Annotated in this window: 11 protein-coding genes; 9 read left to right on the top strand and 2 right to left on the bottom strand. The window is 44.2% G+C overall.

Annotated elements, in window-relative coordinates; genetic code table 11:
* Positions 1–2: 2 nt before the first annotated feature.
* The 7 genes from pilW (at position 3) to der (ending at position 8,610) form a co-directional block, all read left to right on the top strand.
* Positions 3–1,562, top strand: coding sequence for a type IV pilus biogenesis/stability protein PilW (gene pilW, locus RM544_RS15705; protein WP_311362764.1), 1,560 nt, complete (start codon positions 3–5; stop codon positions 1,560–1,562).
* Complete coding sequence (locus tag RM544_RS15700) at positions 1,555–2,634, top strand: RodZ domain-containing protein (protein ID WP_311362763.1); 1,080 nt, start codon at positions 1,555–1,557, stop codon at positions 2,632–2,634. The genes pilW and RM544_RS15700 overlap by 8 nt, the downstream gene beginning before the upstream one ends.
* Entirely contained in the window at positions 2,634–3,755 is a 1,122-nt protein-coding gene (ispG, locus tag RM544_RS15695; RefSeq protein ID WP_311362762.1) for a flavodoxin-dependent (E)-4-hydroxy-3-methylbut-2-enyl-diphosphate synthase, read from the top strand. Before RM544_RS15700 ends, ispG begins: the two co-directional genes overlap by 1 nt.
* A gap of 134 nt (positions 3,756–3,889) precedes the next feature.
* A complete protein-coding gene (gene hisS / locus RM544_RS15690; RefSeq protein WP_311362761.1) occupies positions 3,890–5,161 on the top strand; it encodes a histidine--tRNA ligase in 1,272 nt (423 codons plus the stop codon).
* 65 nt (positions 5,162–5,226) lie between these two features.
* The gene (locus RM544_RS15685) at positions 5,227–5,871 is read left to right on the top strand and encodes a YfgM family protein (protein WP_311362760.1); all 645 of its coding nucleotides are present in this window, start codon (positions 5,227–5,229) and stop codon (positions 5,869–5,871) included.
* Positions 5,861–7,084, top strand: coding sequence for an outer membrane protein assembly factor BamB (gene bamB, locus RM544_RS15680; protein ID WP_311362759.1), 1,224 nt, complete (start codon positions 5,861–5,863; stop codon positions 7,082–7,084). The genes RM544_RS15685 and bamB overlap by 11 nt, the downstream gene beginning before the upstream one ends.
* An 83-nt stretch (positions 7,085–7,167) precedes the next feature.
* The gene (gene der, locus RM544_RS15675) at positions 7,168–8,610 is read left to right on the top strand and encodes a ribosome biogenesis GTPase Der (protein WP_311362758.1); all 1,443 of its coding nucleotides are present in this window, start codon (positions 7,168–7,170) and stop codon (positions 8,608–8,610) included.
* A gap of 11 nt (positions 8,611–8,621) precedes the next feature.
* On the opposite strand, the gene RM544_RS15670 is transcribed toward der, so the two are convergent.
* Together RM544_RS15670 and xseA are read right to left on the bottom strand one after the other, a co-directional pair.
* Positions 8,622–9,689, bottom strand: a complete 1,068-nt coding sequence (locus RM544_RS15670; RefSeq protein WP_311362757.1) for a hypothetical protein — start codon at positions 9,687–9,689, stop codon at positions 8,622–8,624.
* Positions 9,690–9,875: 186 nt separating this feature from the next.
* Positions 9,876–11,225, bottom strand: coding sequence for an exodeoxyribonuclease VII large subunit (gene xseA, locus RM544_RS15665; RefSeq protein WP_311362756.1), 1,350 nt, complete (start codon positions 11,223–11,225; stop codon positions 9,876–9,878).
* 104 nt (positions 11,226–11,329) lie between these two features.
* Here xseA and guaB point away from each other — a divergent pair, with 104 nt between their 5' ends.
* Both guaB and guaA read left to right on the top strand, forming a co-directional pair.
* Positions 11,330–12,799: an IMP dehydrogenase gene (gene guaB / locus RM544_RS15660; RefSeq protein WP_311362755.1), complete on the top strand. Its 1,470-nt coding sequence runs from the start codon at positions 11,330–11,332 to the stop codon at positions 12,797–12,799.
* A gap of 67 nt (positions 12,800–12,866) precedes the next feature.
* A complete protein-coding gene (gene guaA / locus RM544_RS15655; RefSeq protein ID WP_311362754.1) occupies positions 12,867–14,444 on the top strand; it encodes a glutamine-hydrolyzing GMP synthase in 1,578 nt (525 codons plus the stop codon).
* Positions 14,445–14,520: the final 76 nt, after the last annotated feature.

The raw sequence follows: 14,520 nt of genomic DNA, 5'->3' as shown, positions 1-14,520 counted from the left end.
ACATGTTGAAAAAATTGATCGCAATGTTTGTTGTATGCGCGACCTTAGCGGGCTGTGTATCTGAACCTCGTGACCCTGCCTTTGCGGGCGCCGAAGCAATTAATAACGACGAAGCGGCAAAGACACGCGTCAGTCTTGGACTCACTTATTTAAATAACGGGAATTTTGCGCAAGCGAAAGCTAACCTAGATAAGGCTCTGGAATTCTCTCCCAGATCGGCAAATGCTAACTTTGCGATGGCTTTTTACTACCAGCAAGTTGATGAACTGGGTTTGGCCAATGAATATTACGATCGCGCACTGAAATATGGCCCGGAGAACGCTGATATTATTAACAGTTATGGTGCTTTTTTATGTGAGCAAGGGAAATACGAAAGAGCCAAGTCTTACTTCCTTCGCGCGGTAAATAATAAGAGTTATGTATCAACGGCAGAAACCTATGAGAATCTGGCAATATGCGCCCAAGATCAAGGTCGGTCTGATGAGGCTCTGACTTATTTTCAGTCTGCCTTAAACCATCAACCTACACGCTCAAAGAGTCTTTATTTGCTAGCCCAATTACAGGCTCAAGAAGGGAATTTTGGTGATGCAAAGAAAACCTTATGGAAATATGAACGTGTTTCACAAGTCTCGCCTCAGTCCTTATGGTTAGCCTATGAGATTGCGCAAGGCCTAGGTGACACAAAATCTGCACTGTCTTACGGTGAGATTATGAAGAGTATGTATCCTGACCATCCCAATACAGCACTATTTAAGAAGCAAATGGGTAAATTCCAGCCGGTTGCTACTGTAAAGTCAAAGAGACGCGTTAGCGTTGAGCCAACAGGCCCAGCAGGAACGGCAGATCCTGTACCTAATCAAGTGCAAGTTGAAGATAAGCCAAGTGCAGCAGTGACTCAAGCTGAGGATGGCGCCGCTGAAGTAGTGCAAGTAGAAGAAAAGTCGAACCCAGAGCCACCGAAAAAGAAAGCGATGATATTAGCACCAACCGCGGTTGTTGAGGTGCCGATTACGACAGAAGAGACTGCCGAGTCAGAAGAAGTGGCAGCGCAAGTAGCTACACAAGCAACGCAAAGCCCTAAGGAAGATCTTAAAAATAATGTGGAAAGCACTTCAAGTACTCCTGCCGCAACTGTTCCTGCCAAGACTGCTCCTGCCATGACTAAGCCAAGCTTAAGTGCTGAGGAAGTAGCAAAACGTGAAGCCGAATTAGAAGCCGCATTTGATAATGCAGAGCAAGCAGTTGAAGAGCCTGCGCAAGTGGTGCCAAGTGAGCCTCTTGCTGAGCTTGAAAAAAGTGAACCAAAGCAGGTGATTACCGATGTCGCTGAAAGTCAAAACGAGACAGCAAGCGAAAGTACGCAAATTGTAGAGAGGGGTGATAGCGATGATGCAGACAAACCTGTTTATCATATAGTCAAACCTAAGGAAAACTTGTATCAAATCTCACTTAGATATAACGTTAAAATGAAGTATCTTATGCAATGGAACAAACTAGACGATGCATCTTCTATCCAAATAGGGACGAAGCTGCGGGTAAAGGACCCAAAATCGAATGACTGATGAAAATAGCAATACACAAGAAGCGGCGACAGAGTCGACAAAAGCTACACCAGGTCAGCAACTGCGCCAAGGCAGAGAAGCCATGGGGCTATCACAACAGCAAGTTGCCGATAGACTTCATTTACGTCTAAACAATATTCAAGATATCGAGAGTGATACTCACAAACCCGGCGTATCAATCACCTTTACGAAAGGCTACGTGCGTATTTATGCCAAATTACTAGGTATGCCATCAGAACCCTTGCTAGAAGCCTTTGATATACTTCACCAAGGGGAAAAACAACCAGCTAAACTGCAGAGTTTTTCTCAACGTGTCGCTAGGCAAGCTAACGACGATAGGTGGATGATGGTCACCTACCTGATTATCTTTCTTGTTTTAGCATCTTTGGTTATTTGGTGGTTCCAACAATCTGAAACCTCGGATAAACCATTTTTAGAACGCTTTTCTTGGTTCACGTCTGCAAGCTCTGAAGACGCTAGCGCGCAAGAGGGGGAATTAGTGGATGTCCTCAGTCGTGAGCAAGAGCCAGCGCTTCCTCCTGCCGATTTACCAGATGAGTTAGAAGTCACCGAGCAAGAAGTTGTGCAGCAAAGTACCGACACAAGTCCAACAACGTCAGATTTCATTTCTGAAGCTGAAGATATAGCAGAACCAATAGTAGACGATGCAGCAGCCCTTGTGACCGAGGGTGTTGAAACTGCGCAAGATCAAATTGAAAAAGTGGCTGATGATTTCAGTAATGATGATCCGGTACTAGATAGTGGTGATATCGCCGTTTTTGACTCAAGCGATTATGGCGACTACGAAGTGAACTCCGATGGCACTGTAGACCTTGTTTTTACTTTCTCAGAAGACTGTTGGTTACAGGTGACTGACGCAAATGACGAAGTTATGGCTGTAGGCGTAAAAGTAAAAGGCAGAGTGATGCCAGTCAGCGGCGTACCACCTATTTCAGTGAATATGTGCCCGCCAGAAACCGTAAAAATTAATTTTGCTGGTAAAGACGTCGACCTAAGTGAATATAGACGTGGTGTCCCAGTTAAGTTTGAATTATCTGTAACAGGTGAATAATGTTTTCTGATTCTCCAATTGTTCGTCGTAAATCTACTCGAATCAATGTAGGCAATGTGCCTATTGGCGACGGCGCTCCTATCGCCGTTCAGTCTATGACCAATACCGAAACAACCGACGTTGCTGCAACAGTTGCGCAAATAAAGCGAATTCAGGCCGTTGGTGGTGAAATCGTGCGTGTATCCGTACCTACGATGGACGCAGCTGAAGCCTTCAAAAAAATACGAGAACAAGTGAATGTGCCATTAGTGGCCGACATTCATTTTGATTACCGTATTGCGCTAAAGGTTGCAGAGTATGGGGTGGACTGCTTGCGCATTAACCCCGGCAATATTGGCAACATGGAAAGAGTGAAGTCTGTTGTAGACTGCGCAAAAGATAAGAATATTCCAATTCGTATTGGCGTAAATGGCGGGTCTTTAGAGAAAGAAATTCAGGAAAAGTATAAAGAACCAACAGCAGAAGCACTTGTTGAATCAGCTATGCGACATGTTGATATTCTGGATAAGCTCAATTTCGACCAATTTAAAGTGAGTGTTAAGGCATCTGATGTCTTTCTTGCTGTAGGCGCTTATCGCTTATTGGCCAAACAGATTCAGCAACCACTCCATCTCGGTATCACCGAAGCTGGTGGCTTCCGTGCAGGAGCGGTTAAAAGCGCAGTAGGTTTAGGCATGCTCTTAGCTGATGGTATTGGTGATACCATCCGTATTTCCTTGGCAGCTGATCCAGTTGAAGAAATCAAAGTTGGTTTCGATATCCTCAAGTCTTTGCGCATTCGTTCGCGCGGCATCAATTTTATTGCTTGTCCTAGTTGTTCGCGTCAAGAGTTTGATGTGATATCGACAGTGAATGCCTTAGAGGAACGGGTAGAAGATATTCTTACCCCTATGGACGTATCGATTATCGGTTGTGTGGTGAACGGACCCGGTGAGGCCGAAGTGTCTGATCTTGGTTTAACTGGCGCTCGCAATATGAGTGGTTTTTATCTTGATGGTAAACGCCAAAGAGAGCGATTATCTAATGATGATTTAGTCGAACAGTTGGAAAAACGTATCCGAGCAAAAGCGGCGCAGTTGGATGAGAATAATCGAATTCAGGTAACAAACCTCGCTAAATAGTCCGAATATATTCAATCAATGCGTGTTTGCACGAAAAAAAAGGTGAAAACACGCAAAAACCCCTTATGTATGTTTTACCCCGCCCAACAAAATCCTTATAATGTCGCGCTGATTTCAACAAAATAGAGACGAGCGTGGCAAAGAATATTCAAGCAATCAGAGGTATGAATGACTGCTTACCTTCACAAACTGGAGTTTGGCAATTTGTCGAGGCTAATATACGCCAAGTAGTGGCTAATTACGGATATCAAGAAATCCGCACGCCTATTGTTGAAAGTACGGATTTATTTAAACGTTCTATTGGTGAAGTCACCGATATTGTTGAAAAAGAAATGTATACCTTTGAAGACCGCAATGGGGACAGTTTAACACTGCGACCAGAAGGGACTGCGTGTTGCGTCCGAGCCGGCAATGAACATGGCTTGTTATACAATCAGCAGCAACGCCTTTGGTATATGGGGCCTATGTTTCGTCATGAGCGTCCACAAAAAGGACGGTATCGCCAATTTCACCAATTTGGTGCCGAAGCATATGGTTTTGTTGGTCCAGACATAGATGTTGAAATGATATTAATTGGCGCTCGCTTGTGGAAAGCGTTCGGTATTTCTGACAAAGTCGAGTTACAAATCAACTCTTTGGGTTCTGCTGAGGCAAGAGCCGCTTACAAAGAGGTTCTTGTGGCCTTTTTGCAACAACATCACGACAGTCTAGACGAAGACAGTCAGCGTCGATTGATAAGCAACCCTTTGCGTGTTCTGGATAGCAAGAACCCTGCGGTTCAAGAAATTGTAAAAGATGCGCCAAAGTTGATTGATCATCTCGACGAAGAGTCAAAACAGCATTTTTCACTTTTATGTGAACGATTGGACGATTTAGGTATCCAATACACAGTTAATACACGTTTGGTGCGTGGCCTTGATTATTACAACCGCACAGTTTTCGAATGGGTAACAGACCTGCTCGGCGCACAAGGAACTATTTGTGCAGGCGGACGTTACGATGGCTTGGTTGAGCAATTAGGCGGCAAGGCGAGTCCAGCCGTAGGCTTTGCAATGGGATTAGAAAGGCTGGTTCTGTTGGTAGAGAGTTTAGAAAATCAAAATGTGGCCATTAATCCGGTTGACGTTTATTTAATGACCATAGGCGAACAGGCTGAAGCGAAAGCCAGCAGTTTGTCTGAACAGATAAGAAATGCTGCGCCAACATTGAAAGTACAACAACACTGTGGCGGCGGTAACTTTAAGAAACAAATGAAAAAAGCCCTTGGGTCTGGTGCATCACTTGCCATCATCGTCGGTGACGAAGAGCTGGCAAACAACACCATGACACTTAAGTTTTTAACTCAAGATAAAGCACAATCTAGTCTCGATATCTCGGCGTTAGCCTCGCTAACAAGCATGATTTGATGAGTATTGGATTACACTAGTTAATTAATATAAAAAGATAAAAGCAGTAAGCGCAGAGGATTGAAATGGAACGTTACGAAACCGAAGAACAACAAGTAGAAGCGATTAAGAATTTCTGGAAAGAAAACGGCGTCGCGATTGGCGTTGGTATTGTACTTGGTTTAGGTGGCCTAGGTGCTTGGCAGTGGTACGGTAATAAAGTCATTGCTGACAAAGAAGCGCAATCAATCGCGTTTCAAGAAACCTTGGAATCAATTGATAGCGAAAATGGCCTCAATGCCGTAGAAGCATTCGCGAAAGAAAATAGCGACTCTGGCTATTCCGTGCTTGCAAGCTTAATGGCGGCACAAAAAGCGGTAAGCGCTGAGAATTTTGAATCTGCAAAAGTGCATTTGACGATGGCAGTTAGTAACGCGCCAAGCCCTGCGGTAGCAGATCTTGCTAAAATGCGTTTAGCTCGTGTTGAGCATCAATTGGGCGATAGTCAAGCCGCTCTAGCCACGCTTGATTCAGTGGCAAGTGATTCGTATTCAGACCAAGTACAAGAAATAAAAGGGGATATATACGTCGCCTTGAAAGATTTTGACAATGCAAAGGCGGCTTATGATGCGGTGCTAAGTGAACAGCCTCAAAATAGATTAGTTGAAATGAAACTTAGCAATCTAAATTTCGCAGCAACACAAGTGGCTGGTGGTACTAGTGAAGAATAAGTTAATTATTGCAGCTCTAGCGCTGTCATTGTCTGGTTGTGCAACAATTTCTGATTGGTTTGCAGACGACGATGAGCTCGAAATAAGACGTTTAAAACCCATCGAAGCCCAGTTTCAACCCACAATAAAATGGGATGCTCAGGTAGGAGACGGTGTGTATGACTATTTCTCTCGCCTAACACCTGCTGTGGGGTATGGAAAGGTGTTCGTTGCCAGCCGAGATGGTGATGTTGTCGCACTAGACCCTGAAACGGGCAAGCCAGTGTGGGAACAAGATTTTGCGAACTACGACAACTACAGTTTAAAGAAAGCCTTGTTGTGGTATTCGAATCGCGCAGTGTCAGCTAAAATCTCTGGTGGTTTAGTGGTTGCGTATCAGAGTGTCTACTTTGGAACCGAAGACGGTTACGTTTATTCATTAGATGAATCTACGGGTGAAGTTAACTGGAAAGTGGGCGTGCAAGGTGAAGTCATTGCTGCACCTGCCGTTGATGCTGGTATCGTGCTGGTAAATACTACGTCAGGCCATTTGATTGCCTTGGATCCTAAAACGGGTGACGAAAAGTGGATAACCGAAACCGACGTACCACCTTTGAGTCTTCGAGGCGTGTCCGCACCGGCGGCTGACAGTGGCGGTGCACTCATTGGCACGCCAGCAGGAAAACTTCAGGTTAGCATTATAGAAACAGGCTTAGTGGCTTGGGAGACGCAAATCGCCAGTCCATCTGGTGCTACCGAGTTAGAGCGAATTGTGGATATTGACGTTAAGCCATTGGTGTTTGCTGGTAATGTTTATGTTATCTCCTACAACGGTGCTCTAAGTGCCGTTGAATTGCGTACTGGTCAAGTTGTTTGGACGCGTGAATATAGCTCTTATCGCAATGTGACATTGGATGGCAACCGTCTATTTGTAGTCGATAAAGATAGCCATGTTTACGCCATTGACCGGCGCAGTGGCGTTGAGCTATGGGCCAATGTCGCGTTAAAGTCACGTAATATAACAGCGGCCACACCGCACGGTGATTATATTGTGGTTGGTGATGAATATGGTTTTGTGCATTGGTTTAGTCAAGATGAAGGCAAATTAGTTGCTCGATTAGAGGTTGGCGAAGACGATGAAGACGAAGGCATTTTTACTGGGCCAGTCAGTGATGACGGTGTACTATATGTGCAAACTAGGGATGGTAAAATAGCGGCGGTTACTCAGCCTTAAGGGCTAGCTGTTTACTTTCTTAGTACTTAGTTTTTTTATACGCCAATGGATTGCCGTTGGCGTTTTTTATTTAGGGGCAAAAAATGTTACCTGTTGTGGCCTTAGTAGGGCGACCCAATGTTGGTAAATCTACATTATTTAACCGATTGACGAATACCAGAGATGCTTTGGTTGCTGACTTTCCTGGTTTAACTCGTGACCGTAAATACGGTCCAGCGAAATTCGAAGAGCGCAATTTCATTGTTGTCGATACTGGCGGTATCACTGGCGATGAGGAAGGTATCGACGCTGCTATGGCTGAGCAATCTTTACTAGCAATTGATGAAGCTGACGTCGTTTTATTCTTAGTGGATGCAAGGGCGGGCTTAACACCTGCAGATATTGGCATCGCTGAGCATCTGCGTAAACAGAACAAAGCAATGTACTTGGTAGCGAATAAAGTCGACGGTATCGATGGTGACAGTGAAAGTGCAGACTTTTACAAACTAGGTTTCGCTGAAGTCCTTCAAATTGCTGCTGCCCACGGGCGTGGTGTCTCTCAATTGATGACGCACGTTCTATCACCATTAGCCAAGTCTTTTCCTGACATGGCAATTGTGGAAGAGTTACACGATGAAGAAGAAGACGCTGACGAAAAGCTTGCGCGTTTACAGAATTCCCCGATTAAACTAGCGATTGTCGGTAAGCCGAATGTCGGTAAGTCTACCTTAACAAACCGAATTTTGGGTGAAGAAAGAGTCGTGGTTTATGATCAACCAGGCACCACCCGAGATAGTATTTTTATTCCAATGCAACGAGACGAGCGCGAGTATATTCTGATTGATACTGCTGGCGTACGAAAGCGTAAGAAAGTATCAGAAGTGGTCGAAAAATTTTCGATTGTTAAAACCTTACAAGCAATTGAAGAGTCTAACGTTGTTTTATTAGTTATTGATGCCCGTGAAGGTATTTCTGATCAAGACCTGTCTTTACTTGGTTTTGTTCTTAATTCTGGACGTTCACTGGTATTAGCAGTAAATAAGTGGGATGGACTTGAAAGTCACGTTAAAGATGAAATAAAGCGTGAACTTGATCGCCGCTTGGGCTTTGTCGATTTCGCTCGACTACATTTTATTTCTGCCTTGCATGGCACTGGTGTTGGTCATCTGTTTGAATCTGTTCAAGAGGCGTACTCTTCAGCGACTCAACGTATTAACACGTCTATGTTGACCCAAATAATGGAGATGGCGCAAGACGACCATCAGCCTCCGCTAATCCGCGGTCGTCGTGTGAAAATGAAATACGCGCACGCTGGTGGCTACAATCCGCCTGTTATTGTTATTCACGGTAACCAAGTTCAAGACTTACCAGAGTCGTATAAACGTTACCTAATGAATTATTACCGCAAAGCTCTTAAGACGATGGGTACGCCCATACGAATCGAGTTTAAAGAGGGTGCTAACCCGTTTGAAGGTAAAAAGAATAAGCTAACTTTAGCGCAGGAACGCAAGCGTAAGCGCTTAATGTCTTTCCACAAAAAACGCTAGTATCGAAAGCATCAGTTAAGTTGAGCTGTTAGTGGCTCTCTTAACTGCTGCATGAATGTCGAAACCATTGGTACGCTTATTTCTCCTATTGCTTGAGGGATAAGCGAATCAGTGACGTACATGGGGACGTTAGCACTGAACCTCACAATTTTGTCCTCTTTAACATAGGCATACTGGCTAACAAATAGCGGTTCGAATGCTGTTTCTAGTTTCGCTTCAAAAGCGAAAACGTCTACGCCAAACTGCTTGCTCAATGCGTCAACCCGTATTATTTCACTCATTTCCAATGCGTCTTCGCCTAATGCGATGCTGATTGATTTAATATCAGCTTGTTCCTTAGACAGGCTCATACGGAGTTGTTCTTCAATTTGCATTTCCAGCAAGGGATACACATAGATATCTAAGACGGCTAAATCAAAGTCTTTATGAATATAGCGGCTCAACATACCTTCAAATGGGTCTGCGTTTAAGTGTTGCTTGCTTAGTGCAAAGTCGCCTATGTTTCGAGGCAAACTCAATTCATTTATGTAGTCACTCGCGCCCAAGGCTTTGTATAGGGTATATGATTCAAAGGCGTCGGTTTGCGATACACGAACAAGCCATTCTTTAATACCAATTAAAAGAGAGCTCTTTAATTGTTTGCTTGGTTCTGTTTGTTGAGTATCTATTTTAATGAAGTCGATAGGAACGCCTCTCCAGGTCGTCATAAATTCCAATGCTAGATAGGCTCTTTCACTAGAGGTTTTGACTAAAGTGGACGATATCAGCAAGTCGTAATCGGTACCGCTTAAGTTTGCCAAAAGCGCTTTTATTGAATCGTCAGAACTCGACTGAAGTTGCAACAACACTTGGTCCAAGTCTTCGTTTGCCAATGGGGTGAGGTCGCAATCATATTCTCCACTTCCACACTGGGTTATTTTCTCATCACTGGCTTCGGCCAAATAGATGTTGAATAGTGGTTGAGTAGAAGGTGGGGTAGCGTGTGCTTCTGTATTTCCAATTAAGAACAAGGATAGTGAGGCGAGCAAGCAGAAGCTACACTGCTTTAACTTTTTAAGCTTGAAAAGAGCATGTCTCATTATTTCTGTAGCATCCTTGTTATCCAGCACGATACTACAAAATTTGCGTAGTTAGTGCTTGTGGGCCTATATCTTGAACCTCTTATTTCCCCTAGGTTAGCAGATTAAATTTAATAAAAAAAGCCTTAAAAATCATGGTCGTAAAGCGGTCTTTGTGTCGCAAATGTCGCGCAGCTTTTGTTTGGGCTAACGTTTTTCTAGCAACGCTACCCTAGATATCACTTTTCCATCTGCTAATCGTGTTTCAATTATGTCGTCTTTTTGCAAGTCATCGACAGAACGCACCACTTCTTCATTTTTGAACGAAATGCTGTAACCACGCGAAAGTGTAGAAAGTGGACTGACAGAATTGAGAATATCTGCGATGCGTTGCAATTGTTGACGCTTGTTTTTCAGGGCGTGACCCTGCATCGACATTAGGTCGCGCGACAGCTGTTGTAGCTTGCCTTGCTGATTTTGAATGGCTTTTTCGGGGGATGCATGTTGCAAACGTAAGGCTAGACGTTCAGCTCTGCTATTTGCGGTAGCTAGTGATTGTTCTAGCAACTGAGCCAAACGCATGCTGAGCTTATCACTATGTTGACTTGCCTGTTTAATTTGCACGGCTGGGTGTACATTGGATAAACGAGATTCCAATAGCTTTGTGGTGTAGGAAGCATTTCGAAGATAACTGGCGATTGCAGAGTGCAAACTATATTCATACTGAGCAATCTGCTTCAGCACATGGCTTTTATCTGTGCTTACCAACTCAGCAGCAGCTGAGGGCGTAGGTGCTCGCATATCAGCGACATAGTCTGAGATAGTGATATCTATTTCATGGCCGACAGCGGATACGACAGGGATCTGTGAAGCGTGAATAGCGTAAGCGACAGCCTCTTCATTGAACGCCCATAAATCCTCTAATGAACCGCCACCACGTCCAACAATGAGTATATCAACTTCATCACGTTGATTCGCCACATATATTTGTTTGGCGATACTCAGGGCCGCAGTTTCACCTTGAACAAGGCTAGGGTAGATGATGACTTCAATACTTGGGTTTCTGCGTTGAAGCACATGCAATATATCGTGCACGGCAGCACCAGTGGCCGAGGTTACAATACCTAAGCGTTGTATATTCTCAGGAATCGGTCTTTTGCTTTCCATCGCGAATAGACCTTCCGCTGATAGCTTAGCTTTTAAAGCCTCAAACGCTTGTTTTAACTGACCCAAGCCCTCTGGTTCCATATGTTCCGCAATAAGCTGATAATCGCCGCGTGCCTCATACAAACTTAGGCTGCCTCGCACTAAAACTTTATCACCCACTTTGGGGGTAAACTTAACGCTCCGATTCGCTCCCTTGAACATTGCTGTTTTTATTTGAGCCTTGCTGTCTTTTAATGTGAAGTACCAGTGACCAGACGCTGCTGCAACATAATTGGAGAGTTCTCCGCTGACCCAAACTTGTCCAATTTCTGACTCTAGAACCTGCCGAGCAAGGCGGTTAAGTTTGGTAACAGAAATAATACTGGGCTGTTTTGGCGCGTTAGAAAACATAAAACTCATTTTTTGTGAAATTGTTTGCGAATTGTAGTTTACCTAAATCTAAAAAAACACTACAATTGCACCGCAATTAACCATTGCCCTAAGGTGTTATTTGCATGTTACGAATTGCTAAAGAAGCGTTAACTTTCGATGACGTTTTACTCGTACCCGGTCACTCGACCGTACTCCCGCACACAGCTGACTTAAAAACGCGATTAACTCGCGGTGTTACGCTGAATATGCCCTTGATTTCTGCTGCCATGGACACGGTAACTGAAGCGCGCTTAGCTATAGCGCTAGCGCAAGAAGGGGGAATCGGTTTTATCCATAAAAACATGACACCTGAAAGCCAAGCTGAACACGTGCTACAAGTTAAAAAGTACGAAAGTGGTGTGGTATCTGATCCTGTCACTGTAAGCCAGAATGAAACGATTGGTAGCACGAAAGCGCTAAGTAAACGATTAGGTTACTCTGGTTTCCCAGTAGTAGATAAAGAAAATAATCTTATCGGCCTGGTGACGGGGCGCGATTTGCGTTTTGAGAACCGCTTAGATCAGCCTATCAGCAAGGTGATGACGCCAAAAGAAAAGCTGGTCACAGTCAAGGAAGATACGAACCCTGACATTGTTATGGACTTGATGCATGAACACCGTATAGAGAAAATCTTGGTTGTTGATGATGCTTTCAAGTTGACTGGCCTTATTACGGTTAAAGATTTCCAAAAAGCGAAAAGCAAGCCAAATGCGTGCAAAGATGCAAAAGGCCGCTTACGTGTGGGCGCCGCTGTCAGTGTTGGTCCAGGCACAGATGAGCGGATAGAGCTTTTAGTCAATGCAGGTGTTGATGTGCTACTAATAGACACTTCGCACGGACATTCTGCAGGGGTGATTGAACGAGTTCAAAAAGTGCGTAACGATTATCCAAATATCCAAATTATTGCTGGTAATGTAGCAACAGCAGAAGGTGCGCTGGCACTTGCTGACGCTGGAGTCGATGCTGTCAAAGTCGGTATTGGCCCTGGGTCTATTTGTACGACACGTATTGTGACTGGTTGCGGAGTGCCACAAATTACCGCAGTGTCTGATGCAGTAGAAGCCTTAAAGGATCGCGATATTCCTGTTATTGCAGATGGTGGTATTCGTTTCTCGGGTGATATTGCAAAAGCCTTAGCGGCTGGTGCTAGCTCAGTGATGGTCGGAAGCATGTTAGCAGGTACAGAAGAAGCACCGGGTGAAGTAGAACTTTATCAGGGTCGTTATTACAAGTCATATCGTGGTATGGGATCGATTGGCGCGATGAATCAAAGTCATGGTAGCTCTGATCGTTATTTCCAAGAGAGTAACAATGCTGAAAAGCTCGTTCCTGAGGGAATTGAAGGTCGTGTTGCCTATAAAGGCCCAATCTCAACGATTATTCATCAGCAACTTGGTGGATTGCGTTCTGCAATGGGTCTCACTGGCTGTGCGACAATTGAAGAGCTTAGAACTAAACCTCAATTTGTAAAAGTGACCGCTGCTGGAATGGGTGAATCTCATGTCCATGATGTAAGCATCACAAAAGAAGCTCCAAACTACCGTCTAGGTTAAGCAACTTCGTATTTCTATTAGGCTGGGACCAAAACCTGTGTCTCAGCTTTTTTATTTAGGTAATAAAATGTCCGCAAATATTCATAGTCAAAAAATCCTGATCTTAGATTTTGGGTCTCAATATACCCAACTCATTGCTCGTCGTGTTCGTGAAATCGGCGTTTACTGTGAACTTTGGGCATGGGATGTCACCGAAGATCAAATTCGTAATTTTGAACCTGATGGTATTATCTTATCTGGTGGTCCGGAGTCGGTAACTGAAATGGGCTCGCCGCGGGCTCCACAGTTTGTTTTTAATGCTGGCGTACCAGTATTAGGAATATGTTACGGCATGCAAACCATGGCACATCAAATGGGAGGCGCTGTTCTGGGCTCTGATCTCAGAGAGTTTGGCTATGCGCAAGTAGAAGTCTTGAGTTCATCGACGATCTTCGATGGGTTGTTGGATGAAACGGCTCACAACGGCAATGCGATGCTTGACGTTTGGATGAGTCACGGTGATAAGGTTAGTCAAGTACCGGAAGGTTTCTCGACAATCGCACAAACCCCAAATTGTCCGCATGCGGCTATGGCTAACTTGGACAAACAGTTCTATGGGGTGCAATTTCACCCAGAAGTTACGCATACTAAGCAGGGATTGGAACTCTTACGTCGCTTTGCTTTTGATATTTGTAAATTAGAAGCACTATGGACACCAGCCTCGATCATCGAAGATGCTATTGAGCGGATCAAAGAAAAAGTGGGTAATGATGAGGTTATCTTAGGTCTGTCTGGTGGAGTCGATTCATCAGTGACGGCTATGTTATTACATCGTGCTATTGGTAAAAACCTGACTTGCGTATTTGTTGACAACGGCTTACTTCGATTGAATGAAGGCGCACAGGTAATGGATATGTTTGGGGATAAATTCGGCCTCAACATCATCAAAGTTGACGCTGAAGATCGTTTCTTAGCTGCTTTGGAAGGGGTAGATGAACCTGAGGCAAAACGCAAAGTGATCGGCGGCGAATTTGTTAAAGTGTTTGACGAAGAATCGCATAAACTAGTTAACGCAAAGTGGCTGGGTCAAGGCACTATTTATCCTGATGTTATCGAGTCTGCAGGCTCCGCAACAGGTAAAGCTCACGTGATTAAATCGCACCACAACGTAGGCGGTTTACCTGATGATATGAATATGGGTCTAGTGGAGCCATTGCGAGAACTCTTCAAAGATGAAGTCCGTAAGATTGGCTTAGAGCTTGGTTTACCCTACGACATGCTGTTCCGCCATCCTTTCCCTGGTCCAGGTCTGGGTGTTCGTGTCTTGGGTGAAATTAAGAAAGAATACTGCGACTTATTACGCAGAGCAGATGCTATATTTATCGAAGAACTGGTTGCCGCAGACTTGTATCAAAAGGTCAGTCAGGCATTTACAGTATTCCTTCCTGTTAAGTCTGTAGGCGTTATGGGTGACATGCGTAAATATGATTGGGTGGTTTCATTGCGAGCAGTCGAAACTATCGACTTTATGACGGCACATTGGGCTCACCTTCCTTACGATTTCTTAGGTCGCGTATCAAATCGCATTATCAATGAAGTCGATGGGATCTCCCGTGTGGTCTACGATATTTCTGGTAAGCCACCAGCTACGATTGAGTGGGAATAAGCCTTATTTGGCTTGACGATTTAAAAAATAAATAAAAATTTATTTTATTTAACCCCTTTGGTAATTCTCCTGCGTT

Origin of the sequence: Brumicola blandensis (assembly GCF_031846165.1) — a bacterium.
Taxonomy (GTDB): Bacteria; Pseudomonadota; Gammaproteobacteria; order Enterobacterales; family Alteromonadaceae; genus Glaciecola; species Glaciecola blandensis.
Note: the sequence above shows the minus strand (reverse complement) of the source record. Positions and strands in the feature narration are given on the sequence as shown.

Coding starts and splice junctions, on each gene's coding strand:
- pilW (WP_311362764.1), top strand. CDS start 3: ATGTTGAAAAAATTGATCGCAATGTTTGTTGTATGCGCGACCTTAGCG.
- RM544_RS15700 (WP_311362763.1), top strand. CDS start 1,555: ATGACTGATGAAAATAGCAATACACAAGAAGCGGCGACAGAGTCGACA.
- ispG (WP_311362762.1), top strand. CDS start 2,634: ATGTTTTCTGATTCTCCAATTGTTCGTCGTAAATCTACTCGAATCAAT.
- RM544_RS15685 (WP_311362760.1), top strand. CDS start 5,227: ATGGAACGTTACGAAACCGAAGAACAACAAGTAGAAGCGATTAAGAAT.
- der (WP_311362758.1), top strand. CDS start 7,168: ATGTTACCTGTTGTGGCCTTAGTAGGGCGACCCAATGTTGGTAAATCT.
- RM544_RS15670 (WP_311362757.1), bottom strand. CDS start 9,689: ATGAGACATGCTCTTTTCAAGCTTAAAAAGTTAAAGCAGTGTAGCTTC.
- xseA (WP_311362756.1), bottom strand. CDS start 11,225: ATGTTTTCTAACGCGCCAAAACAGCCCAGTATTATTTCTGTTACCAAA.
- guaB (WP_311362755.1), top strand. CDS start 11,330: ATGTTACGAATTGCTAAAGAAGCGTTAACTTTCGATGACGTTTTACTC.
- guaA (WP_311362754.1), top strand. CDS start 12,867: ATGTCCGCAAATATTCATAGTCAAAAAATCCTGATCTTAGATTTTGGG.